Annotated in this window: 22 protein-coding genes; 18 read left to right on the forward strand and 4 right to left on the reverse strand. The window is 35.8% G+C overall.

Annotation, left to right across the window (positions count from 1 at the left end; translation table 11 throughout):
* The first annotated feature begins 121 nt into the window (after positions 1-121).
* Positions 122-1849 carry a M14 family metallopeptidase gene (locus tag ACN1CN_RS03050; RefSeq protein WP_419134620.1) on the forward strand — a complete coding sequence of 576 codons (1728 nt, stop codon included), beginning with the start codon at positions 122-124 and terminating at the stop codon, positions 1847-1849.
* Positions 1850-2049: 200 nt separating this feature from the next.
* Positions 2050-2553 carry a hypothetical protein gene (locus ACN1CN_RS03055; protein WP_419134621.1) on the forward strand — a complete coding sequence of 168 codons (504 nt, stop codon included), beginning with the start codon at positions 2050-2052 and terminating at the stop codon, positions 2551-2553.
* A gap of 115 nt (positions 2554-2668) precedes the next feature.
* Here the strand turns inward: ACN1CN_RS03055 and ACN1CN_RS03060 are convergent, their stop codons facing one another.
* Both ACN1CN_RS03060 and ACN1CN_RS03065 read right to left on the reverse strand, forming a co-directional pair.
* A complete protein-coding gene (locus tag ACN1CN_RS03060) occupies positions 2669-2899 on the reverse strand; it encodes a DUF4287 domain-containing protein (RefSeq protein ID WP_419134622.1) in 231 nt (76 codons plus the stop codon).
* 223 nt (positions 2900-3122) lie between these two features.
* Positions 3123-3728, reverse strand: coding sequence for an NUDIX hydrolase (locus ACN1CN_RS03065; protein WP_264523565.1), 606 nt, complete (start codon positions 3726-3728; stop codon positions 3123-3125).
* A 7-nt stretch (positions 3729-3735) separates the two neighbouring features.
* On the opposite strand from ACN1CN_RS03065, the gene pyrE reads away from it, so the two are divergent.
* From pyrE to ACN1CN_RS03080, 3 genes are all read left to right on the forward strand, one after another.
* On the forward strand, positions 3736-4386 hold the full coding sequence (gene pyrE, locus ACN1CN_RS03070) for an orotate phosphoribosyltransferase (RefSeq protein WP_173966806.1): 651 nt from the start codon (positions 3736-3738) through the stop codon (positions 4384-4386).
* 142 nt (positions 4387-4528) lie between these two features.
* Positions 4529-4921 carry an SRPBCC family protein gene (locus ACN1CN_RS03075; RefSeq protein WP_419134623.1) on the forward strand — a complete coding sequence of 131 codons (393 nt, stop codon included), beginning with the start codon at positions 4529-4531 and terminating at the stop codon, positions 4919-4921.
* Positions 4922-5154: 233 nt separating this feature from the next.
* The gene (locus ACN1CN_RS03080; protein ID WP_419134624.1) at positions 5155-5808 is read left to right on the forward strand and encodes a hypothetical protein; all 654 of its coding nucleotides are present in this window, start codon (positions 5155-5157) and stop codon (positions 5806-5808) included.
* A gap of 98 nt (positions 5809-5906) precedes the next feature.
* On the opposite strand, the gene ACN1CN_RS03085 is transcribed toward ACN1CN_RS03080, so the two are convergent.
* On the reverse strand, positions 5907-6635 hold the full coding sequence (locus ACN1CN_RS03085; protein WP_419134625.1) for a biotin--[acetyl-CoA-carboxylase] ligase: 729 nt from the start codon (positions 6633-6635) through the stop codon (positions 5907-5909).
* A gap of 93 nt (positions 6636-6728) precedes the next feature.
* On the opposite strand from ACN1CN_RS03085, the gene rsfS reads away from it, so the two are divergent.
* The 7 genes from rsfS to ACN1CN_RS03120 all read left to right on the forward strand — a co-directional run bounded on the left by rsfS (position 6729) and on the right by ACN1CN_RS03120 (position 12350).
* On the forward strand, positions 6729-7100 hold the full coding sequence (gene rsfS, locus ACN1CN_RS03090) for a ribosome silencing factor (RefSeq protein WP_017496527.1): 372 nt from the start codon (positions 6729-6731) through the stop codon (positions 7098-7100).
* A gap of 15 nt (positions 7101-7115) precedes the next feature.
* Positions 7116-9041 (forward strand): ATP-dependent zinc metalloprotease FtsH, encoded by a 1926-nt coding sequence (gene ftsH, locus ACN1CN_RS03095; protein ID WP_291286524.1) that lies wholly within the window; start codon positions 7116-7118, stop codon positions 9039-9041.
* 114 nt (positions 9042-9155) lie between these two features.
* A complete protein-coding gene (locus tag ACN1CN_RS03100) occupies positions 9156-9761 on the forward strand; it encodes a lactate utilization protein B/C (RefSeq protein ID WP_173966648.1) in 606 nt (201 codons plus the stop codon).
* 1 nt (position 9762) lies between these two features.
* A complete protein-coding gene (locus ACN1CN_RS03105; protein WP_419134626.1) occupies positions 9763-10650 on the forward strand; it encodes a phosphatidate cytidylyltransferase in 888 nt (295 codons plus the stop codon).
* On the forward strand, positions 10640-11293 hold the full coding sequence (locus tag ACN1CN_RS03110; RefSeq protein WP_173966650.1) for a phosphatidylserine decarboxylase family protein: 654 nt from the start codon (positions 10640-10642) through the stop codon (positions 11291-11293). The genes ACN1CN_RS03105 and ACN1CN_RS03110 overlap by 11 nt, the downstream gene beginning before the upstream one ends.
* Positions 11293-11562 carry an acyl-CoA-binding protein gene (locus ACN1CN_RS03115; RefSeq protein WP_264523560.1) on the forward strand — a complete coding sequence of 90 codons (270 nt, stop codon included), beginning with the start codon at positions 11293-11295 and terminating at the stop codon, positions 11560-11562. The genes ACN1CN_RS03110 and ACN1CN_RS03115 overlap by 1 nt, the downstream gene beginning before the upstream one ends.
* A gap of 8 nt (positions 11563-11570) precedes the next feature.
* The gene (locus ACN1CN_RS03120) at positions 11571-12350 is read left to right on the forward strand and encodes a superoxide dismutase (RefSeq protein ID WP_419134627.1); all 780 of its coding nucleotides are present in this window, start codon (positions 11571-11573) and stop codon (positions 12348-12350) included.
* A 77-nt stretch (positions 12351-12427) separates the two neighbouring features.
* Here the strand turns inward: ACN1CN_RS03120 and ACN1CN_RS03125 are convergent, their stop codons facing one another.
* Complete coding sequence (locus ACN1CN_RS03125; protein ID WP_419134628.1) at positions 12428-14299, reverse strand: alpha-amylase family protein; 1872 nt, start codon at positions 14297-14299, stop codon at positions 12428-12430.
* A 364-nt stretch (positions 14300-14663) separates the two neighbouring features.
* On the opposite strand from ACN1CN_RS03125, the gene ACN1CN_RS03130 reads away from it, so the two are divergent.
* From ACN1CN_RS03130 to ACN1CN_RS03155, 6 genes are all read left to right on the forward strand, one after another.
* Positions 14664-16328 (forward strand): OstA-like protein, encoded by a 1665-nt coding sequence (locus tag ACN1CN_RS03130; protein WP_419134629.1) that lies wholly within the window; start codon positions 14664-14666, stop codon positions 16326-16328.
* Positions 16329-16457: 129 nt separating this feature from the next.
* Positions 16458-17654: an aspartate aminotransferase family protein gene (locus ACN1CN_RS03135; protein ID WP_264523556.1), complete on the forward strand. Its 1197-nt coding sequence runs from the start codon at positions 16458-16460 to the stop codon at positions 17652-17654.
* 211 nt (positions 17655-17865) lie between these two features.
* Positions 17866-19260 carry a tetratricopeptide repeat protein gene (locus tag ACN1CN_RS03140; protein WP_173966655.1) on the forward strand — a complete coding sequence of 465 codons (1395 nt, stop codon included), beginning with the start codon at positions 17866-17868 and terminating at the stop codon, positions 19258-19260.
* A gap of 2 nt (positions 19261-19262) precedes the next feature.
* Complete coding sequence (locus ACN1CN_RS03145; protein ID WP_264523555.1) at positions 19263-20012, forward strand: shikimate dehydrogenase family protein; 750 nt, start codon at positions 19263-19265, stop codon at positions 20010-20012.
* Between the two features lie 359 nt (positions 20013-20371).
* Entirely contained in the window at positions 20372-22363 is a 1992-nt protein-coding gene (locus tag ACN1CN_RS03150) for a DUF349 domain-containing protein (RefSeq protein ID WP_419134630.1), read from the forward strand.
* Between the two features lie 702 nt (positions 22364-23065).
* Positions 23066-23485, forward strand: coding sequence for an OsmC family protein (locus ACN1CN_RS03155; RefSeq protein WP_419134631.1), 420 nt, complete (start codon positions 23066-23068; stop codon positions 23483-23485).
* The last annotated feature ends 104 nt before the right edge of the window (positions 23486-23589 follow it).

Raw genomic sequence — 23589 nt, forward strand, 5'->3', positions numbered from 1 at the left:
TTTGCGGTAAAAATCAACGCAAAGCACAATCACACATCAAGCCTGAAACTTGAAACTTGAAACAAACAAAACTTAAAACTAAATTTAATTATATTTGATTCTTGCTATAAAAAACCAAACCATGAAACTTTTTACCCTTATCATTTCACTTTTCTCCTTAACCCTTTTCGCTCAGCACAATAAAAAATACGACACTTATTTTGAAAAAGGAAACGGAAATCAATCTGCTTCCTATCAGGAAACTATTGCTTATTATAAAATACTGGCTCATGATTTCCCAACCATTCAGGTGAAAGAAATGGGATTAACAGATTCAGGTGAACCATTACACATGATCACGTACAATCCCGAAAAAGAGTTTGACTTTGAGAAAATCCAAAAGAACAAAGCGGTACTTTTTATCAATAATGGAATACATGCCGGAGAGCCTGACGGAATCGATGCTACCATGCAGTTTTACAGAGATTTGGCAACCGGAAAGCTTAAAGCTCCCAAAAATACGGTTCTGGTTTGTATTCCGGTTTACAATATTGGAGGCTCATTGAATCGGAACTCAACCACAAGAGCCAATCAGGATGGGCCGGAAATTTACGGTTTTAGAGGAAATGCCCGCAACTACGACCTGAATCGGGATTTAATGAAATCAGATACCCGAAATACAAAGAGTTTTGTCGAAATTTTTCAGCAAATAAACCCTGATGTTTTTATTGATAATCATGTAAGCAATGGCTCCGATTACCAGTACAAACTCACTTACATCATGACACAGCACAATAAGTTAGGAACGGTTCTGGGGGACTATATGAATACCGAAATGATGCCTGCTCTAGTCAAAGACCTACAGCAAAAGAAAATCGAAACAACGCCTTATGTAGATTCTTTTAAAGACACTCCCGATAAAGGTTTTGGACAGTTTGTGGACAGTCCGAGATATACTACAGGTTATACTTCGCTCTTCAATACCATCGGATTTGTAGTGGAAACACATATGCTGAAAAAATATGCCGAACGTGTAAAAATGACTTACGAGTACACCAAATCGACTTTGGATTTTACCGATGCCAATTACCTAAAGATCAAAGAACTTCGCGTAAAAAACCTGGAACAATACCAACCTAGAAAAAACTATACCTTAAAATGGGCACTGGACAGTACAAAAGCCACTACGTTTTTGTTTTCAGGCTACGAAGCCGGTTATAAAAAAAGCGAAGCTACAACTGGAAACCGATTGTATTATGACCGAAGCAAACCGTATAAAAAAGAGGTCCCTTATATCAAAGAATTCAAATCAGTAAAAGACGTTGTTATCCCTTTTGCTTATATCATTCCGCGTGGATATTGGAATATTATTGACCTTTTGAAGAACAATGCTATTTCGTTCACTCCCCTTAAAAACGACACTATTATTGAGGTCGAAAGCTATAAGATTGCCAATTTTAAGACTGTCTCCAATGCTTATGAAGGCCATTATTTGCATTACAACACTACCGTAAATTCTAAAACAGTAAAAATGGCATTTGCCAAAGGAGATTATCTTATTCCTACAAACCAAAAAGGGGTAAAATACCTGATTGAAGCGTTTGAACCAGAAGGTGTTGATTCGTTTTTTAACTGGAATTTCTTCGACACCGTTTTACAGCAAAAAGAACATTACTCCGGATACATTTTTGAAGACACAGCCGCAAAACTGCTCAAAGAAAATCCAACTTTAAAAGCCGAGTTAGAAACCAAAAAACAAAGCGATCCTGAATTTGCCAAAAACCCTGACGCACAACTCGATTGGATTTACAAACATTCTGCCTATTATGAAAAGGCGCATTTGCAGTATCCTGTTTATAGGGTTTTGTAAAGTTTTTTAACCGCAAAGAGCGCAAAGTTTTTTGAATTTGAGTGAGTTGAAAAACGCTTAGAGCGCAAAGCTTTATACTTAAAACTTTGATAAAGTTTGTCATTTCGAACGAGAGGCAAATAACAAAATTTATCAGGAAGTTAATTTAATTTATTAAAACTATAACCAAACCAATAAACCATTTTAAACCAAAAACCAAAATGAATACCTCTTTTTATCTCGAAAATTTCCAAAAAGCAGCGGATCGTCTCGATCAAAAAATTCTAAACGAAAAATCAATTGAAGTTGCGGTTGGTATTTACTTAGATTCCGTTTTTATAAAGCTTTATAAAAAAACCTGGTCTACTAATACTGATGAAGCCTTAACTTCCGAATCTCGAATTTTCTTTTCGGTTTGGGTTAGTGCTTCAGACATTGAAAAACAAAGAATGATGTACAATATCCATGCTTTAAAACTTAGAAAATTCAAAGTGTACACCATAGAAAGTCGAAAATTTGCAGAAATATTCAGAAAATCATTCAAAACTTATGAAGATAAGTGGCCCAATGTAACAACAAAACATGGCCCATTAACTTTGATGGAGGGCTGGTTACAACTTGATTTAGAAAACATTCAGGAAGAAATCCTAAAACTGTCCTATAACTTCTTAGCGATTGAGCATTTGATCGATGATACTTTGGATCAATTTAAGAAAAACAACTAAAAATCCTGCTCGTGAGCATATTCAGAATCAATTTCAAACCCTGACAATTCAAATATCTTCACGAGCAAAACTTTCATCCTTTGGCTAAAAATCAAAGCTGATTTTCAAGACCTCTTTACTGGCTATTCTCGTCTTTTATGCCTTTTAGCAATGCATAAATAGCCATGGCATGCCCCTGCCCCAACTCATAATCTGCTTTAAGCCAGTTTACAATATCTCCGGCTTTTACTTCTGGTTTGAGTTTTCCCTCTTGTGTAAATTCTTTTTGCTCTGCTAAAGCTCTAAATTCAGCCGGACCATTGCCAGTCTTTTCTTTAATTGTTTTTAAGTACGCTTGAAATGACATAAAATATGGGGGGTTAGTTGATTAATCTTACAATAAACGAAAATACAAATTAAACTTTAATTTCGTTTAAAGAAGTTTATACTCCTTTATGATCCTTAGACACACTCCATTCCCTCTTCACTAATCATCAGTAAATCCGATACTTAAACCATAAACAGAACAAAAACAAAAAAGCCAGCGGATAGAACACCGCTGACTTATTTAGCCTTTTATACTTTTAATTTTATTCCTTTAATTGATTCTCTTCTTCAAACAACAATTTGATGTTTTCATAAGAGTTTTTCAGGGCTTCTTTAATTTGTTCCGGATTTAACCAGGCCACTTTTTCGATTCCCTCTTCGAGCTGACCTTGCGGAGTGCCTTCAAAATCGGTATGCATTTCAAACCAATGTGTGATTTTGAGTTTGTACTTTCCGTTGCGTTTGAAAATGTGATACGTTTTTTGAAGTTTGTTGGTAATACGAAGTTGGTTAACCCCGGTTTCCTCTTCGACCTCCCGAATGGCTGTAGCTTCAATTTCCTCTCCTTTCTCGATTCCGCCTTTTGGCAGATCCCACTTTCCATTTCTGAAGATAAATAAAACTTCGCCTTTTTTATTGTACACGAAGCCCCCACCTGCCTTATTTACAGGAATTTTAGCTTTTAAAGTCTTCATAATCTCCTTTTCATCAGGATGATATAGATAAGCCTTTTGAATTTTATTTTGAAAGATTTTCACTATAAGCTGCTCGATATCAATGCTCTCTAACAAGAATAATTGAAAATTAGTCTCTCTTGAGATTTCATTTGTCAAAAAAAGTGGTTTGTCGTTCACAAAAACTTTATACATTTGTACTATGATTTTTAATAAAGATACTGCCGAAAAAACAGCCGAATTGCTTTTGCAAATAAATGCAATTAAATTGAATCCCGAAAATCCTTTTACATGGGCTTCAGGTTGGAAATCGCCTATTTATTGTGATAATAGGTTAATTCTTTCATTTCCAAGCATCCGAAATTATGTTCGTGATGAGTTTGCGAAAAATATAGAAAAACAATTTGGAAAACCAGATGTCATTGCCGGAGTTGCTACCGGAGCTATTGGTGTTGGAATCCTTGTGGCCGAAAGCCTTGGACTTCCCTTCGTATATGTGCGTCCTGAAGCTAAAAAACACGGAAGACAAAATCAGGTAGAAGGTTTTCTGCAAAAAGGTCAAAATGTTGTGGTTGTTGAAGATTTAATCAGCACCGGAAACAGCAGTTTGATGGCAGTAGAAGCTTTACGCAATGAAGGAGCCAATATCAAAGGAATGGCAGCCATTTTTACTTATGGTTTTAATGTTGCCGAAGAAAACTTTAAAAATGCCAATATCGATTTGTATACCTTAAGTAACTACGAAAACCTATTGGATTTAGCAGTTCAAAAACAATACATTAGCGAAGAACAACAGTCTACTTTACAAGAGTGGAACGTGAGTCCATCAACCTGGGGACAGGAAGAGGAGTAATTTTAGATTGCAGATTTTAGATTTTCTAAAAAATTGCTTCGCTCTTTTATTAAATCCAGCTTTACGAACTTTGCGTGTATAAAGAAAAAGAAATACAAAAAACCTTGCGCCCTTTGCGGTTAAAATAAAAAACAAAAAATATATGAACTTAGAAAGTCCAAAAGTTACAGTTCAGAAATCAGCTCAGGATTTATTTGATTTATTGACTGATGTAAAGAATTTTGAAAAATTAATGCCCGATAATATCGCAAAGTTCGAAGTAATCGGCGAAGACGCTTTTATTTTTGGATTGAAAGGTATGCCGGAAATAAAACTTAAAATGAAAGAAAAAACAGCGCCAAACAAAATTGTTTTGGGAGCAGCAAGTGATAAACTTCCGTTTACCTTAACTTCGAATATTGATAGTGTTTCTGATTCAGAAAGTGCCGTTCAACTATTCTTTGAAGGAGAATTTAATGCAATGATGGCCATGATGATCAAAGGACCAATCAGCAAATTCATCGAAACTTTAGCAAACAGTATGACCAAGCTTTAATAATTATGAGTTATTAATTATTAATTCTTAGTTGTGAATTATAAACATAAGCCCGATTTAACGATCGGGCTTTTTTTTACATATAAAAAAGCCTCAGAATCTTAGAGTCTCAGAACCTTAGAACCTCCTAAAAAAACACTTCATACTCAAAAAACAACACTTCAGCACTATAAATTATTACATCCTGAATTATTAATCGAAGTTTGATCCATTAACCAAACAAAAACAAAAAAATGGAACCAACAATCAAGATTTTAATTTACATTCATGCTTTCTTTGGAGGAATCGGACTTCTTACCGGAATAGGGAGCGTTTTAGTCAAAAAAGGAAGTGTGCTTCACAAAAGAATGGGCAACTTATTCTCTATAGGAATGATTATTAGTTCGCTCCTCTCCCTCCCAATTTGCTGGATGCCCAAGCATCAGAATATCTTTCTGTTTTTAATTGGACTATTCACCATTTATCTGGTAATTTCAGGAAACAGGGTTTTAAACTTTAAACACAAAACAAAAGCCGATTTTTACGACAAATTGATTTCGGGAAGTATGCTGTTTTTCTCGGTAATCATGATTTCAATCGGAATCTACTGCCAATTGAATTCTGTTCAGAACGGCATTTTATTTACTTTCTTTGGCGGATTTGGTCTTTATATGACGGTGAAAGATTTTATATTCTTTAAAAACGTATCCAAAACCAATAATTGGCTGTCCAAGCATATCGGAAAAATGATCGGAGCACTCATTGCGTCGGTAACCGCTTTTATTGTTGCCGGAATTGGACTTGGAAATATAATCGCCTGGATGACACCTTCTATCATCGGAACATTTTATATACTATATTGGAACAAAAAAATAGCTCCAAAAACAGTTAAAGCAGTAAAGGTTTAAATAGTACTCCAAACCGATTCAGCAGATTTTACAACCATTCGTACAGTGCAGCCAAAACCTTAGCACCTTAGCAACTCAGAACCTCAGAGCCTCAGAGCCTAATAAAGCATCTGAATCTCTTTAATATCAAACTCCGAGACAGAATCATCTTCCAGTAAAATTTGAATTTTACCTACAGGAGATACTCCCTGAATGATTCCCATGAAATTTTGATTCTTGAGATTCTTAAATGGCATGGGAACTCCTTTTCGGAATAATGAATTGAAATAAATGTCCCATAAATCTTTAGAATTGGCTTCCCATAGGTTTATTTTCTCCTTAATTTTTTCAACAATTAAGTGAGGCAAAATATCTTTATCAAAACTATGCCCGGAAAGGACTGCCAATGAAGAGGCATTTGGCAGTTCGTCAAAATTAGTTTGGTTTACATTTAAGCCTAATCCAACAACTGACACGATTCTGCCATCACTTTTAAGGGTATTTTCGATAAGTATGCCACCAATTTTCTTATTGTATGACATAATGTCGTTTGGCCATTTTATACTTAAATCAGGAATATTTAACGATTTTAAGGCTTCAAGTACACTCAAAGAAACGATAACGCTGAGGTTAAAAACTTGTTCATTATTAAAGACAAAATCTTTTACCAAAACACTCATAATTAAGTTTTTACCCGCTTCAGACTGCCACTTTGCCCCCATCTGCCCCTTGCCTTTTGTCTGATTTTCAGCCGTTACCACGGTAAAATTATCGGGCTCATCGTGACTTGACAATGATTTTAGGAAATCATTTGTAGAATCTATGGCATCGAGTTTGATTAGTTTCATTCAAGTAATTTAAATAACTTAATTTAATATTTTGTTAAGGTTCAAAAATAATAACAAAATTTGGTAACTTTACAAATTCATATAAAATAATTCATGGCGAAAAAGACTGTTAATAATGATGTTCTATTGGCGAACATAATCAAAGGGATTGAAGAAGTAAAAGGAAATGATATCGATATTCTTGACTTAAGAGAAATAGACACGGCAGTTTGTGACTATTTTGTCATTTGCAACGGAAGTTCAAATACCCAAGTTAATGCCATTGTAAATTCAATTCAAAAAACTGTATCTAAAGACTTAAAAGATAAACCGTGGCACGTAGAAGGAACCGATAATGCTGAATGGGTTCTGATGGATTATGTGCATATCGTAGTACACGTTTTCCAGAAACACATCCGAGAATACTATAATATCGAGAGCCTTTGGGGTGACGCCAAAATAACTACAATCGAAAACAAATACTAAAGAAAATTTCTTCTAATGGCTAAAGATAATAATCCAAATCCGAGTAAATTTAAAATAAGTCCCTGGTTAATATACACTGCAATACTTCTGGTTTTTTTATTTATAAGTTTTGCAACCGGTGGATCAAACTTAAGCGAGCCTGCTCAATTGACTTCTTCTAAATTCAACACTTTATTAGAAAAAGGACAAATTGAAAAAGTAATCGTTTATAATAAAGCTGAAGCTGAAGTATATTTAAACGCTGCGGCCCTTAAAGACGCGGCTAATAAAAAAGTAGCTAAAGATATTTTTGACAGACCTAACAAAGGTCCTCACTATACTTTAGAAATTGGTAACGATCAAATTTTTCAAACGAAGCTGGAAAAAGCAGTTGTTGAACACAAACTGAAAGACTACAACTTCTTGCAGAAAAACAATTGGAGCGACATTTTAATCAGTCTGCTTCCAATCATCATCATTATTGGTGTATGGATTTTCATCATGCGTAAAATGTCAGGTGGTGCCGGTGGCGGTGGCGGACAAATTTTCAACATTGGAAAATCGAAAGCTAAATTGTTTGATGAGAAAACCGACATTAAAACGACTTTCAAAGATGTTGCTGGTTTAGAAGGTGCAAAAGAAGAAATACAAGAAATTGTAGAATTCTTAAAAAACCCTGAAAAATACACTAATCTGGGAGGTAAAATTCCAAAAGGAGCTTTATTAGTAGGACCTCCGGGAACTGGTAAAACCTTACTTGCAAAAGCGGTAGCGGGCGAAGCTCAGGTTCCGTTCTTCTCTTTATCAGGATCTGATTTCGTAGAAATGTTCGTGGGAGTTGGTGCTTCACGTGTTCGTGACTTATTCAAACAAGCAAAAGAAAAATCTCCTGCTATTATCTTCATCGACGAGATTGATGCAGTGGGTAGAGCGAGAGGAAAAAGCAATATGTCAGGCGGAAATGACGAAAGAGAAAATACATTGAACCAATTGCTAACCGAAATGGATGGTTTTGGTACAAACTCTAACGTAATTGTTCTGGCGGCTACCAACAGAGCTGATGTTCTTGACAAAGCGTTAATGCGTGCAGGTCGTTTTGACAGACAAATTTTTGTTGACTTACCGGACATCCGTGAAAGAGCTGAAATTTTTGCAGTTCACTTAGCGCCTATTAAAAAAGTAGAAGGTCTTGACCTTGATTTCTTAGCCAAACAAACTCCGGGATTCTCTGGTGCTGACATCGCAAATGTTTGTAACGAAGCAGCCTTAATTGCTGCCCGTAACAACAAAACTGCGGTAGACAGACAAGATTTCCTTGATGCTGTTGACAGAATCATTGGCGGACTTGAAAAGAAAAATAAAATTATCACACCGGAAGAAAAAAGAGCAATCGCAATTCACGAAGCTGGTCACGCAACGGTAAGCTGGATGTTAGAGCATGCTGCACCGCTAATCAAAGTAACTATTGTTCCTCGTGGACAGAGTTTAGGAGCTGCCTGGTACCTTCCGGAAGAAAGACAAATCGTTAGAACAGATCAAATGTTAGACGAAATGTGTGCTACTATGGGTGGAAGAGCTGCTGAAAAAGTAACTTTCGACCGCATTTCAACAGGAGCATTAAGCGATCTTGAAAAAGTTACACGTCAGGCTCGTGCTATGGTAACCATTTATGGATTGAATGATAAAATTGGAAACGTTACTTATTATGACTCAAGCGGTCAGAGTGAATACAATTTTTCAAAACCATATTCTGACGAAACTGCCAAAATCATTGACAAAGAAATCTCAGAATTAATTGAAGGCCAATACCAAAGAGCCATTCATATTCTTGAAGAAAACAAAGACAAGCTAAATCAATTGGCTGACATATTAATTGAAAAAGAAGTTATTTTTAAAGATGACTTAGAAACAATTTTCGGAAAACGTAGTTTTGATAAAAATTTAGAAGAAGTCGTTTCCTAAAGAATTCACTAAATATGTAATATTTTTTAAAATCTTAATTCAAAATAGCCTTTTGAATTAAGATTTTTTTATCTTTGAACGTTTTCAATTAACATGTAAAGTATTTCATATAAAATGAATTTTTTCAAAAAAATATTTGGTTCCAGCGACGCTGCTTCTGACGAGGAACATGAAAGTGAATACGGGGGGAATCAAGCTCCGGACAGTCATTTATCTATTGATGAAAGATTCATTTTCAATTTCAAGAAAAATGGCGGTAAATTCTTGTATTGTGAAAACAAACAAGAAGTTGCAGAACAGTTTGAAAACATCCTGGAAGAAAACGACTGGTTCGAAAATGAGGTTCTGTGTTATGAACCTGCCCTTTTTAGTTTATTGGAAGAAAACAAACTACTTTATATCTCTCCGCGAAATCCAAAATTTTTATTGGCCACCTGCGAGAATCTAATTGCCGATGAAGGCTCTATTTTGTTTTCATCCAAACAAATCAGACAGGATAAACCAAACGAATTACCTGCAAATATTGTCATAATTGCCACAACAAGTCAGATACTTTCGATCAAAAGTGATGGACTTAGCGCTATCAAACGCAAATACGAAAGAGACTATCCTACTAACATTACCACAATAAAATATTTCGAAAAAGCGAAAGAAGAAGATTTTACCCAATACGGAAGTGTTGCCAAAAATCTGTATTTATTGCTCTTAGAAGACCTTTAAGATGAACGAAACACTCAAGAGAACCATTTCTGGTGCTGTTTATATCGCTTTATTATTAACTTCTATTCTGTTTTCTACCGAAAGCTTTATTATTCTTTTTGGCATTTTTCTAATTATCGCCACTTACGAATTCTGTAATTTAGTTGGAATCAATAAAATAGTTTCCATTTTATTTGTTTCACTTTTCTACAGCACTGTCGCTTTGATTAGTTTTTACAAAGCCGAAACAGAAAATTATATTAGTAAAACCATAAAAGAGAACATTCAAATTACGGTTGATACCGAAAAACTCTTTTCTGTACTGCTTATTATCACCCTGATTGTATCTGTAAAATGCATTGTATTTTTGTTTGATGACACGCAAATCATTAGCAAATCATCCAAATACATCTATTTACTGGGATACGTCACGCTTCCTTTTCTTTTTATCACTAAAATTTCATTCGGAATTAAAGATTACAATCCAAAAATCATCATCGGATTATTCGTTTTGATCTGGACCAATGATACGTTTGCCTATTTAGTGGGGAAATCAATGGGGAAACATAAATTATTTGAACGTATTTCGCCTAAAAAAACGATTGAAGGCTTTCTCGGAGGAGTTGTTTTTGCTGCCTTTGCCGGTTTTTTAATCTCAAAACTATACATACAACCTAAACCGGATTTTAGCACTAAATCTATTTTAATCTGGATGATTATTGCTTTAATCGTTAGTGTCTTCGGAACGATTGGTGATTTGATTGAATCTAAATTCAAAAGAGTTGCCGGAGTAAAAGACAGCGGTTCCATCATGCCGGGTCACGGAGGTGTATTAGATCGACTAGATAGTGTTATATTTGTAGCACCAATTATATTTTTATTTTATCAAATTTTATACTATGTTTCATAAAGAAGGAGGCCCATCTATTTTATTAGGCACTGTTTTCGCAGTAGCTGTACTTTTAATTGCTGAGAAATTCATTGATATCAATTGGCTAAGAATACTAGTTCAACTAGCTGGTGTATTGGTTTTAATTATCATTTTGCAATTTTTCAGAAATCCAAAAAGAATCGCAATCAGAAACAGCGATCACATTCTTGCTCCGGTTGACGGAAAAGTGGTTGTTATTGAAGAAGTTTACGAAGGGGAATATTTCAAAGACAAACGTCTGCAAGTATCCATCTTTATGTCGCCAATAAACGTACACGTAACCCGTTACGCAATGGACGGTATTATTAAATTCAGTAAATACCACCCTGGAAAGTTTTTGGTAGCCTGGCATCCAAAAGCAAGTGAAGAAAACGAAAGAACGACAGTTGTAATTGAAAACGAAACTTTCGGACAAGTATTATACAGACAAATTGCTGGTGCTTTGGCGCGCAGAATTGTTAATTATGCTAAAGAAGGAATGCAGGTTGTACAAGGAACAGATGCAGGATTTATTAAATTTGGTTCAAGAGTAGATTTATTTTTACCTTTAGGTACTCCAATCAATGTAGTATTAAACCAAAAAGCAATTGGTGGAAAAACCATCATCGCTACAAAAGCTTAATGACCGAAAAAGATTTAGATACTCGTTTTTCAGAGGCTGTTGAGACCGCTTTAAAAATGACTCAGGCCGCGCTGCCACAAGACGTGCAGTTAAGGCTTTATGCCTATTACAAACAGGCTACTTTTGGAACAGCGGTGTACAATCAATCGGATAATTTTGATTTACGAAATGCTTTCAAAACAAATGCCTGGATGCAAATAAGTCATTTGACAGCTGATGAGGCTAAAGAAAATTATATCGCAATCATTAATGCATTAACATCAAAATAACTAACATTATGAAGAATAACATTGTTCGTTTCAGCATTTTAGCTTCATTTTTTCTATTATTTTCTTGTAATGATAATAAGCTAACCGAGGTTGTCGAAGTTCCTTTACCAACAAAAGAAGAAAAAATTACGATTGGATCGCCAAATGATGTCAAAGCGGACCCGGGTTCGTTTGAAATGACAAAATTGCCTTTCGCCTACGATGCTTTGGCTCCTGCAATCAGAACACTTACTTTAGAGACACATTATTCAAAACATTATTTGACCTATACCAACAATTTTAATAGAGAAATTGTAAATACGGAGTTTGAAAATATGCCTATCGAGGATATTCTTAAAAAAATGGATCTTAGCAATGCTAAGCTGCGTCAAAATGCAGGTGGCTATTACAATCATACGTTGTATTTTAATATCCTGACACCAAAAGAATCAACACCAAAAGATACTTTGGCAGGTTCGATTAACAAGGAATTTGGCTCTTTGAGCAATCTTACCAGTCAGTTTAAAGGTCAGGCCACAAAACAGTTCGGATCCGGATGGGTTTGGCTGGTAGTCGACAGGGCCGGAAAACTTCAGGTAACTACAACGGACAACCAGGACAATCCTTTGATGAAAAATGCCCTGATTCCAGGAACGCCAATTTTAGGGATCGATCTTTGGGAACATGCTTATTATCTGGATTACCAAAATAGAAAAGGAAGTTATGTAGATGCTTTTTATCAGCATATTAACTGGGAAAAAGTAAACGAATATTACGTCGAGGCTTTGAAAAAAGTCAAAAAAGTATAAATCATAAAAAAGCTGATACCGCGAAGTATCAGCTTTTTTTATGCGCTTAAATGAAATAAAACCTAATTCGTGTAAATCTACTTCAACTTGTAAATAAAGGACTCTGAAGGCGCTATTTTAATTTTCACCACTCCTTCTCCATTATTCACTTTTAAGGACACGACACCTTTTCCATACAGTTGATCTTTCAGTTCGTAGATTCCCTCCTTCAAATTCCATTTTGCAATAATATCCGAAGGAATCTTCAACTCAAATTCACTAGTTTTTTCTGAAGAAAAATTAGTCACTATTATCAGTTTTTGATTCGCTGACCAACGCACATACGAATAAATCAAATCATCGTAATGAGAAGTATTCTGACGGTTTATAGTTTGGATTTCCTGAAAGCTCCCCATTAAAGCTGGGCTCTTAATCGAGAAGTTTAACAATCTCTTGTAAAAATCGCGAAGGTTTTTCTCTGAATCTGAAAGCTGTCCTCCGTCAAATTTTCCGTTATTCATCCAGCGTTGATGATTGGGTACACCGATATAATCAAATATTGAAGTTCGGGAGCGGGTTCCGAAACCAGCATTTTCATTTGCTGCCTCCCCTACCTCCTGTCCAAAATAAATCATCGTTGGAGCCGTACTAATGGTTGCCGAAACTACCATCAAAGGTTTTCCGCGTTCCGGAGTTCCCGCAAATTCAAGGCTCGCTAAACGCTGTTCGTCATGATTGTCTAAAAAATGAAGCATATGATGCTCAATATCCGCCATTCTTTTTTGAATATCCGACAATTCATCTGGCAACGATTTTCCACGAATAACATCTTTCAGTTTATCGTAAGTCTCTACTTTATCATACAGGTAATCCATTTTTCCTAAGCGGATGTAATTGCGATACTCATTTGGATTGTATACTTCTGCCAATAAAAAAGCATTTGAATTTTTCATTTTGATCGCCGAATTCATATAACTCCAAAATTCGTACGGAACCATCTCGGCCATATCATAACGAAAACCATCTACTCCTTTATCGATCCAATACAAAGCGATCGACCTGAACTTCTTCCAGGAATCCGGAACGTCTTTGTCCTGCCAAAAAGCAAAATGCTCCTGATACGATTTTTGATCAAATCCGGCAGGCAGCTCCGGAAAATCCTTCGAACCATCAGGACGGATTCCGTAATTTACTTTCACCGTTTCATACCAGTCATTTTGATCCGGTTTTACTTTTCTCGAGCCATTTCCGGTCCATTTTGCAGGATTCTCATCAAATACACCATCCACCAGTGCATTTTTCTCTCCGTTTAACGGAATATCTCCATCCGGAATTTCAAAATGATTGTTTGGGATATAGTAAAAGTTATTATCGCGCCTGTACTCCATATGAACATCATCAGCCGCACCAAAATCCTTCGCTCCGGCCGGATTGCTTTTTCCTTCGTATTTTCGCGCAATATGATTGGGCACGATATCAATAATCAGTTTTAATCCTGCCTGATGTGTACGTTTGATTAAAGTTTCAAATTCCTGCAATCGGTTTGCCGGATTCACTGCTAAATCGGGATTTACATTGTAATAATCCTTTACCGCATACGGAGATCCGGCACGGCCTTTTACCACTTCAGGATCATCATCCGAAATCCCATAGGCTTTATAATCCCCAACCAAGGCATGATGCGGAACACCCGTGTACCAAATATGGGTTACCCCTAAATCTTTGATTTCATGCAATGCTTTGTCGGTAAAATCATTAAATTTTCCAACACCGTTCTCTTCAATAGTCCCCCAGGGCTTATTGGTGGTATTTTTATTCCCGAACAAACGCGTGAAGACCTGATACACCACAATCTTATTCTCTTTAGCAACCTCTTCTTTACTTGCGTTCATTTTTAGATCTTTGGTTTTACATGCTGAAAACAACAGGACGGCAGACATTCCTGCAACAAAAATTTTCTTATTTATCATATTTACTTTAATAATCTGATTTGTTTCCTGACTAAAAATTATACTTCTAATTCCGGAAATCACTTCCTAAATTTAGGCTAATTTTTAAATTCATCAGAAAACTAAAAACATTTTTGTTAGACCACACCTTCAAAATTGCGAACTACAACGTAAGAGTACAACGTTTTGTTGATAAATTAGATTCAAAACTACAGAGATAAATAGTACAAAGTTGGCCCTTGAAATGACTTAAAATTACGGAAACCATCAAGCTTTACGGCTCTTGCGCTCTTGCCACTCTAAAAATAAATTGGCGTTGATAAATTAATCTTAATATCCATAAAGGTTCTAACCTTTTTCATAAATTTGACAAAAAATTAATCCATTGAAGAAATTACTCTTTTTCATATCCTATTGTTTGCTTTTTTTAAGCGTACAAGTCCTTTTTGCTCAAAAACCTAAAACAATAATTGTTGAAAATGCTGATTTTCAAGAAATCAACGAAAACGAAATCCCGGGAGCTTTACTATTAATTGGAAACGTAAAAGTAAATCACGATGGTGTTGTGCTTACCTGTAACCGCGCTTACTTTTTTCAAAAAGAAAACTATCTAAAAGCTTTTGGAAACGTACAATTAGTGCAGGGTGACACCTTGTTTCTAAACAGTAAATATGCCGAATACAGCGGAAATGTAAAAAAAGCCTTTGCAACCGGAGATGCCGTAATGAGTTCTCCCGATGCCACTTTAAGCACCGATACTATAAACTTTGACCGAAATATTCAGCAGGTATTTTACAATACAAAAGGTACCATCATCAACAAAGACAATACACTGGTGAGTAAATCGGGAAGGTATTATGTGGCCGAGAAAAAATTTCAGTTCTTAACTTCCGTAACCATTACCAATCCAAAATATGTTATAAAATCGAACCATTTGGATTATTATAGCAATTCGGGGCACTCCTATTTACTTGGTCCTTCCACTATTACCAGTAAAGCCAATTACATTTATACCGAAAGAGGCTTTTATGACACCAAGAAAAATTTGGCGCATTTTCTGCGGAAATCCTACATCAAATACGATGACCGACTCATAGAAGGCGACAGTTTGTACTACAATCGAAATATCGAATTTGCCTCTGCCACCCGAAATGTAAAAATCACAGACTCCATCAATCGGGGAATTGTAAAAGGCCATTATGCTGAAATTTACAAACTTAAAGATTCAATGTTCGTAACCAAAAGAGCGGTAGCTATAAATCTGGTGGAAAAAGATTCGGTTTATATTCACGGAAAAAAATTGATGGTGACCGGAAAAGAAGGCGAACGTATTTTAAGAGCTTACAACAACGTGCGTTTTTACAAAATAGACATGAGTGGAAAATGTGATTCTATTCATTCGAATTCCAAAACTGCTTTGACAAAACTGATTGGAAATCCAATTCTCTGGAACGGAGAAAGCCAGATTACCGGAGATGTAATGCATCTTATTGGCGATAAAAACACCAAAAAACTGGACTCCTTAAAAGTCCTCAACAACACCTTTATTGTCTCGCGGGATACCCTCGGAACCGGCTACAATCAGGTCAAGGGACTCAATTTGTTTGGGAAATTCAAGGAAGGAAAACTACACGATGTCGATGTGATCAAAAACACCGAGGTGATCTATTACATGCGCAATGATGACAATGAATTAATCGGAATCAACAAAAATGTAAGCAGTAAAATCAATCTGATCATAGAAAACAATGATATTGAAACCATTACCTTTTTCAACAAAGTAGACGGTGACGTATATCCTGAAGCCGATTTGCCTGAAAATGCCCGTAAATTAAAAGGCTTACGTTGGCGAGGCGACGAACGAATAAAATCGAAAGATGATATTTTTACCGCTGAAGACAATGAAATGAACGATAAATTAATCCAGGAAGGAAAAGACGAAGAGGCTAAAGATAAAGACACTCCGATAAAAGTCAGAAAAGAAACGCTGGATTACGACAAAAAGAAACCCGCGGTGAAGAAAACTACAAGCGCTAAGAGTAAAAAATAGTTTTCAGTTTTCAGTCGCAGTATTCAGTCGCAGTCGCAGTTTTCACTAACTGAAAACCGAGACTGAAAACTGAGACTAAACTCATAAACTTAGTACCTCAGTCCCTTTGCTCCTTTGAACCTTAAAGAAATGAATCCAGATTTTATAAAATACCAGGCACAAACTTCACCATACCCATTGGGAATGGAGGTTTCGCACGCCATTGGCTCGTACATTTACGATACTAACGATAAAAAATACTTAGATTTTGTAGCAGGTGTTTCTGCCTGTACGCTTGGACATCAGCATCCGAGAGTCAATCAGGCCATTAAAGATCAGCTTGACAAGTATTCGCATGTGATGGTTTATGGCGAATATTCTCAAAGTCCGGCGGTACAATATTGCAAACTAATGGCTTCGCTCCTGCCTGAATCTTTAAGCAAAACGTATTTGGTTAACTCCGGAACAGAAGCGATTGAAGGAGCCTTAAAACTAGCCAAGCGAACAACAGGCCGCAGCCAGCTGATTTCCTGTCACAACGCCTATCATGGCAATACTATGGGATCTATGAGTGTTATGGGCTTTGAAGAACGCAAACAAGCCTTCAGACCCCTGCTACCGGATGTTGACTTTATCACCTTCAATAACGAAGAAGATTTACAAAAAATAACAACTAGAACTGCTGCAATATTATTAGAAACCATTCAGGGAGGTGCCGGATTTATTGAACCTCACAACAATTTTCTTCAAAAAGTCAGAAAGCGTTGTGACGAAGTTGGTGCCCTGATGATTGTTGACGAAATCCAGCCTGGTTTTGGCCGAACCGGAAAACTATTTGGCTTTCAGAATTACGATGTCGTTCCGGATATTGTGGTGATGGGAAAAGGAATGGGCGGCGGAATGCCGGTAGGTGCTTTTACAGCTTCGGCAGAAAAAATGGATCTTTTGACTGAAAATCCGAAACTGGGACACATTACCACTTTTGGAGGCCACCCTGTCATTGCGTCAGCCTGCCTGGCTACTTTGCAGGAATTAACTGAAACAAACATAATGCAGGAGGCTTTAGAAAAAGAAAAACTCTTCAGATCGCTTTTGGTACATCCTTTGATAAAGGAAGTTAGAGGAAAAGGACTAATGCTTGCCGCGATGACCGAAACTGCCGAAATAACCAATGAAGTTATTTTAAACTGTCAGGACAAAGGGCTTATATTATTCTGGTTGCTTTTTGAAGGATGCGCCATAAGAATAACACCTCCATTAACCATTTCTGAAGAAGAAATCAAAGAAGGCTGTGCCATAATTTTAGAGGTTATGGATGAAATCCTGAAAAAGAAACAACAAGTTTAATAAAACGCATGATAACTGGGATTTGTTTCCCATCGGTATCTAAAAATAATAACAAATAATCTTTTTATAAATCAGAAGATTATGACTAAAAACAGAATCGGAATTCTGTCCATATTGTTAATTAAATTGTTCAAAACAATTAATTTCCTTTCCCCACAGCAATAATATGGTTGCCTAAATTTATAACAGGCTAATTTCAAATAAAGAGAGTATGCAATTAAGCAACGAAGAAGAAGATTATAACCTATCCCTATCCAAATTTGAGTCGATGTTAAAAACTAACAAAGTACTCTTTTTTGATTCTGAAGAATTCGAAGAAATTATTCTTCATTATTTAGACATAGGTAAGGCTAATTTAGCAAAGAAGGCCTTAAAACTTGCATTAGACCAACACCCAAAATCTACAGGCTTAAAATTAGTACAAGTAGAAATGCTGGTTTACGACGATAAACTGGAAATCGCCGAAAAACTCTTAAATGAGTTGTATGCAATTGAACCGAATAACGAGGAAATTTACATCCAGAAAGCCAATATCTGTTCTAAGAGAGATCAACACGAAAAAGCGGTAGAATTACTTAAGATTGCCCTGCAATTTACAGATGATTACGCCGACGTGTACAACCTGATTGGAATGGAGTATCTTTTTATGGATAACCTCGAGATGGCAAAAGACAGCTTCATCAAATGTCTTGAAGAAGATTTAGAAGATCAGTCTGCTCTTTACAACGTGGTGTATTGTTTTGAATTTTTAGATCAAAACCAGGAAGCCATCGTGTATCTTAACAATTATATCAATAAAAACCCGTATAGCGAAATTGCCTGGCACCAGCTTGGACGTTTGCATTATGGTGTAAAAGAATACGAAAACGCCATTCGCGCTTTTGATTATGCAACGCTGATTGACGATGAGTTTTTGGGCGCTTTCATGGAAAAAGCAAAAGCTTACGAACGTTTAAAAAAATACAACGAAGCTATCGAAAGCTACAACCGTACTATCGAGCTTGACGATGCCACTTCCTATGCTTTATTGCGTATTGGGAAATGCTACGAGAAACTTGGAAATTCAGCAAAGGCGTTACAATATTACAACCAAACGGTACATGAGGATCCGCTTTTAGACAAAGGATGGATCGCCATTACTGACTTTCATGTACGCCAGAAAAATTTTCAAAAAGCCCTCTTTTTTGTCAACAAAGCACTAGCAATCGACAATCAAAATCGTTTGTACTGGAAACGTTATGCGACGATCAACAAACAAATGAACTTTTTTGAAGAAGCTGAATTTGGATACCGAAAAGCGGTTGAATTTGGAGATTATGCTTTGGATACCTGGTTATTCTGGGTTGACATTTTGCAATTTCTGGGCGAATTCGAAAGTGCCATTCAGACCCTGCTTCAGGCCACTGAATATTTTCCGGAAGAAAACGAAATCGAATACCGATTGGCCGGATTGTATTTCATGATTCAGGACACTACCAAAGCTAAATTTCATTTGAGCAACGGTTTGCGTTTAAACTTTGATAATTACATCTTAATCGAAGATTTATTTCCGGTAGTATGGTCGAAAAAAACGGTTCAAAATTACATTGAAAAACACAGAAAATAATAATGATTGATATTTTAAGAAGACGTTTTGGCTTGCTAGGCCGTAATATTAGTTACTCTTTTTCAAAAGGATATTTTACAGAAAAATTTAGCGATGAAGTTTTTGCCGGCAACAGCTACGAAAATTTCGATATTTCTGAAATCAATTATTTCACAGAATTAGTGAAAAACAATCCCGATTTAAAAGGTTTAAATGTTACGATTCCATACAAAGAACAAGTCATTCCATTCTTAGATAAGCTATCCAAAAAAGCAGCCTTAATTGGTGCTGTAAACACTATTAAGTTTACCAAAAGCGGAAAATTAAAAGGATACAACACCGATTATTACGGTTTCAAAAAGTCATTAGAACCTTTACTGGAACCGCATCATAAAAAAGCATTGATTCTGGGAACAGGCGGAGCCTCAAAAGGGGTCGCTTTTGCGCTGGATGAGTTAGGTATCCTCTATACTTTTGTTTCGAGAGAAGCCAAAGAAAACATCATTGATTATAACTTAATCAATGCGACTACTTTTGATAATTTCCAGATCATTATTAACTGTACACCTGTAGGAACAATTCCTGACACCGACGCTTGCCCTGATATTCCGTACGAGTTTTTTACCGACAAACATATCGCTTACGACTTAATTTATAATCCGGCAGAAACCGAGTTTTTAAAAAGAGCTAAGAAAAAGGGTGCCATTATAAAAAACGGCTACGATATGCTTATTTTTCAGGCGGAAAAAGCATGGAAAATCTGGAACAAATAAAAAATCAAAACAGAACAGTACTTCAAATATCTCAACCCGACAGTTTTCAAAAACCTGTCGGGTTTGTTGTTTTTATACCTAATACTCTAAAACAGCTTTTTCTTTGTTCTAATCGAAATAAAATGACTTATGATGCCTTACTACTATCATTTTCTTTTTCATTTTCTAAAAATTCCGGCAATTTATAATTTAAATTAACTTCAAAAAATCAACAAAAAAACCCGCATGATATCTTTAAATTAAACCAATTAGTAAGAATTTCATCGTAAAATAACGTATAAACAAACGAATTATTTTGTAGTTAGAAACACCTTTACTATCTTTCGCTCTGTTTAAAATAAAAACCTTATACATTTAAAATGTTAGAAGAAAAGAATGATAACCTGCAAGAAGCAGACGGAAAATTAGAAATCGATACTAACGATTCTACTCAAAATAGTGCAATTGAAACAGCTGATGCCGATGCAGTAACTGAAAATACAATTTCAGACCCTGAAATTGAATCAGAAGTCCCTGCTGAAGCTATAGAAGTCAATCATCAAACTGCATTAGATGCCATAACAAATTCGAATGCCGAAGAAAGTGAAGACGAGACGCTTAAAGAGCGCCACGAGATTCCTATGCAGGATTATGACACTTTTTCTTTGGATGCGCTTGTTGATGAATTGAAAAAACTGATTAATACTGACAAAGTAATGTCGGTTAAAGATCATATCGAAGAAATCAAAAAGTCGTTTTTATTACAATACAACCACCTTATAGAAGAGAAAAAAGAAGAATTCAACGCTTCTAAACAGGATCCGAATGAAGAATTCGAATACCACTCTCCTTTAAAATCTAAATTTGACGAGTACTATAATGTTTTCAGAGAGAAAAGAAATGCTCATTTTAAACATTTACAAACCAACCTGAAATCGAATTTAGAAAACAGACTTGCCATCGTTGAAGAGTTAAAAGAACTAATCAACCCGCAGGAAAACATCAAAGACACACTTAAACATTTTAATGATTTAAGAGAAAGATGGAAGAATGCCGGTGCAATTCCGAAAGACAAATACAACCATGTATGGAACAATTATCATTTTCATGTAGAAAATTTTTATGATTATCTGCATTTAGATCGTGAAGCCAGAGATTTAGACTTCAAACACAATCTGGAACAAAAACAAAAGATAATTGCTCGCGTTGAAGAATTGGTGAACGAAACCGACATTAGCAAATCGTTCCGTGAATTACAGGACTTACACCGCATCTGGAAAGAAGATATCGGACCGGTTTCTAAAGAACACCGCGATACGATCTGGAACAGATTTAGTGAGCTTACTAAAAAAATTCACGACAAAAGAGAGGTTTTGTTTGAAAGTCAAAGAGCAAACGAACAAAATAACCTTGACGTTAAAAAAGAGATCATTGCAAAAATTGAGGTTTTAGGAACCGAAAAAGTAAATTCTCACTCACAGTGGCTGGTACAAATTCAAAAAGTAGAAGGCCTTAGAAATGAGTTTTTCGCTGCCGGAAAAGTCCCTTCAGAAGTAAATGAAGAAACCTGGGCCGCTTTTAAAACTGCCGTTAGAAACTTTAATTCTTTTAAAAATTCATTTTACAAAGACATTAAAAAAGATCAAAACGACAATTTAAACAAAAAGATGGCTTTAGTAGCAAAAGCCAAAGAACTACAGGAAAGCACCGACTTTACTGCCACTACTCCTATCATGAAACAAATTCAGGAAGAGTGGAAACAAATTGGTCACGTTCCTAAAAAGTATTCTGATAAAATCTGGAAAGAATTTAAAGATGCCTGCAATCACTATTTTGATAAATTAAAAGAGCACAAATCAGAAGAAAACGTTGATGAAGTAGCTGCTTTCGACAACAAAAAAGCATATTTAGACATTCTGAGAGCTTACCAGCTAACCGGTGATCACAAAACAGATCTGGATGCGATTAAAGCGCACATCGAAATCTGGAAAGGATACGGAAAAGTGCCTTTTGCAAGACGTCATATTGAAGGGAAGTTCAATAAAATTTTAGATGCTCTTTTTGAAAAACTAAGTTTGAGTAAAAAAGAAACCGAAATGATGCGTTTCTCCAACCGAATTGATTCTTTGTCTGACAGTAACGATACACGTAAATTAGACAATGAAAAGATTTTCTTAATGCGCAAAATTGAAGAAGTTCAAAATGAAATTTTCCAATTGGAAAACAACATCCAGTTTTTTACCAATACAAAAAATGCCAAAAAAGAAAATTCGATTGTACTTGAAGTTCGTAAAAACATTGCCATTCACAAAGAAAGCCTTGACGTTTGGAAAGAAAAGCTAAAACAATTGCGCAACTTAAATCAGGAATAATTATCCGATCGATCAAAGTCGAAGCCATTTAAATACAAAGACTGCAGTGAAGAAATTCGCTGCAGTTTTTTTTATGCTTTAAAATCTCCATCAAAACTTTTGAACTGTCTTTGAAAGCAGCTTAACGTAAATTATTCCGGCCACCGACATGTAGTCCCTACGGGACATTTCTCTATTAGGGATGACTGCTTAGCTATATCATGCTCCTAATGGAGCGCTATAAATATTTAGCTCTTAAAGGAGCATTGTATCTGAAAAATACCATAATAACTAAACTAACAATATTTTGCTCCTAAAGGAGCACTTTGGCTGAAACTAAACGCTTTACTTTACTACAATAGAAGCCTAAAAAAATCTCGTAGAGATTGCACATTGGTAACCACACAGCTCTCCCTAATATAAAACTGTCCCGTAGGGACTTCACAACTACATCCGCATTATTGACACCAAAGCAGGCAAAACACACCAAGTTATAGCAACAGAAAGCTTTGCGAACTTTGCGTTATACAGGCATAACTGATAAAAAATCTTTGCGCACTTTGCGGTAAAACCTTCAATCACATCCACCTAAAATCTAAAATTTAACGTTTTATTCAACTTTGCAATGCAATTATGTAAGAAAATTAACTATATTTGAAAGTCGCATTATCTAGTGACAATCCATAAAATATCAAATTAATTATTAATTCAAATTACATTACAATGAAATTTACAAGAAAAGCAAATGCCAACTGGAAAGGAACAGGCATGGAAGGAAAAGGAACAATCAGTACGCAAAGCACCACTTTAGACAACGCACAACTATCGTTTAAAACAAGATTTGCAGATGGCGTTGGAACAAATCCCGAGGAACTTGTTGCTGCAGCTCATTCCGGATGTTTTACGATGCAATTGAGCTTTTTACTAAACGAAGGCGGTTACACAGCAGATGACTTAAATACAGAAGCCGCAGTAACATTTGAAGACGGCTCCATCACTTTGATTCATTTAGATCTAAAAGGAAAAGTACCTGGTATTTCAGCAGAAGAATTCGAAAAAACAGCAGCAAAAGCAAAAGAAATCTGTCCGATTTCCAAACTTTTAAATACTACTATCACATTATCTGCTACACTAGTCGCTTAAGACTAAAGCTTAAATAAATTCCAAATCTCAAAATCCAAATTCCAAGCTCTAAAATCCCAAATTCCAATAACAATTGGTATCATTGGATTTTGGGATTTGGAATT

Origin of the sequence: Flavobacterium sp. T12S277 (assembly GCF_048514875.1) — a bacterium.
GTDB lineage: Bacteria > Bacteroidota > Bacteroidia > Flavobacteriales > Flavobacteriaceae > Flavobacterium.

Excerpts from the sequence above, each read along its gene's own strand:
- ACN1CN_RS03115 (WP_264523560.1), top strand. The coding sequence starts at position 11,293 with ATGACCGAAAAAGATTTAGATACTCGTTTTTCAGAGGCTGTTGAGACC.
- ACN1CN_RS03050 (WP_419134620.1), top strand. The coding sequence starts at position 122 with ATGAAACTTTTTACCCTTATCATTTCACTTTTCTCCTTAACCCTTTTC.
- ACN1CN_RS03155 (WP_419134631.1), top strand. The coding sequence starts at position 23,066 with ATGAAATTTACAAGAAAAGCAAATGCCAACTGGAAAGGAACAGGCATG.
- ACN1CN_RS03075 (WP_419134623.1), top strand. The coding sequence starts at position 4,529 with ATGAACTTAGAAAGTCCAAAAGTTACAGTTCAGAAATCAGCTCAGGAT.
- rsfS (WP_017496527.1), top strand. The coding sequence starts at position 6,729 with ATGGCGAAAAAGACTGTTAATAATGATGTTCTATTGGCGAACATAATC.
- ACN1CN_RS03110 (WP_173966650.1), top strand. The coding sequence starts at position 10,640 with ATGTTTCATAAAGAAGGAGGCCCATCTATTTTATTAGGCACTGTTTTC.
- ACN1CN_RS03080 (WP_419134624.1), top strand. The coding sequence starts at position 5,155 with ATGGAACCAACAATCAAGATTTTAATTTACATTCATGCTTTCTTTGGA.
- ACN1CN_RS03055 (WP_419134621.1), top strand. The coding sequence starts at position 2,050 with ATGAATACCTCTTTTTATCTCGAAAATTTCCAAAAAGCAGCGGATCGT.
- ftsH (WP_291286524.1), top strand. The coding sequence starts at position 7,116 with ATGGCTAAAGATAATAATCCAAATCCGAGTAAATTTAAAATAAGTCCC.
- pyrE (WP_173966806.1), top strand. The coding sequence starts at position 3,736 with ATGATTTTTAATAAAGATACTGCCGAAAAAACAGCCGAATTGCTTTTG.
- ACN1CN_RS03125 (WP_419134628.1), bottom strand. The coding sequence starts at position 14,299 with ATGATAAATAAGAAAATTTTTGTTGCAGGAATGTCTGCCGTCCTGTTG.
- ACN1CN_RS03145 (WP_264523555.1), top strand. The coding sequence starts at position 19,263 with ATGATTGATATTTTAAGAAGACGTTTTGGCTTGCTAGGCCGTAATATT.
- ACN1CN_RS03060 (WP_419134622.1), bottom strand. The coding sequence starts at position 2,899 with ATGTCATTTCAAGCGTACTTAAAAACAATTAAAGAAAAGACTGGCAAT.
- ACN1CN_RS03100 (WP_173966648.1), top strand. The coding sequence starts at position 9,156 with ATGAATTTTTTCAAAAAAATATTTGGTTCCAGCGACGCTGCTTCTGAC.
- ACN1CN_RS03135 (WP_264523556.1), top strand. The coding sequence starts at position 16,458 with ATGAATCCAGATTTTATAAAATACCAGGCACAAACTTCACCATACCCA.
- ACN1CN_RS03150 (WP_419134630.1), top strand. The coding sequence starts at position 20,372 with ATGTTAGAAGAAAAGAATGATAACCTGCAAGAAGCAGACGGAAAATTA.
- ACN1CN_RS03120 (WP_419134627.1), top strand. The coding sequence starts at position 11,571 with ATGAAGAATAACATTGTTCGTTTCAGCATTTTAGCTTCATTTTTTCTA.
- ACN1CN_RS03140 (WP_173966655.1), top strand. The coding sequence starts at position 17,866 with ATGCAATTAAGCAACGAAGAAGAAGATTATAACCTATCCCTATCCAAA.
- ACN1CN_RS03065 (WP_264523565.1), bottom strand. The coding sequence starts at position 3,728 with ATGTATAAAGTTTTTGTGAACGACAAACCACTTTTTTTGACAAATGAA.
- ACN1CN_RS03105 (WP_419134626.1), top strand. The coding sequence starts at position 9,763 with ATGAACGAAACACTCAAGAGAACCATTTCTGGTGCTGTTTATATCGCT.
- ACN1CN_RS03085 (WP_419134625.1), bottom strand. The coding sequence starts at position 6,635 with ATGAAACTAATCAAACTCGATGCCATAGATTCTACAAATGATTTCCTA.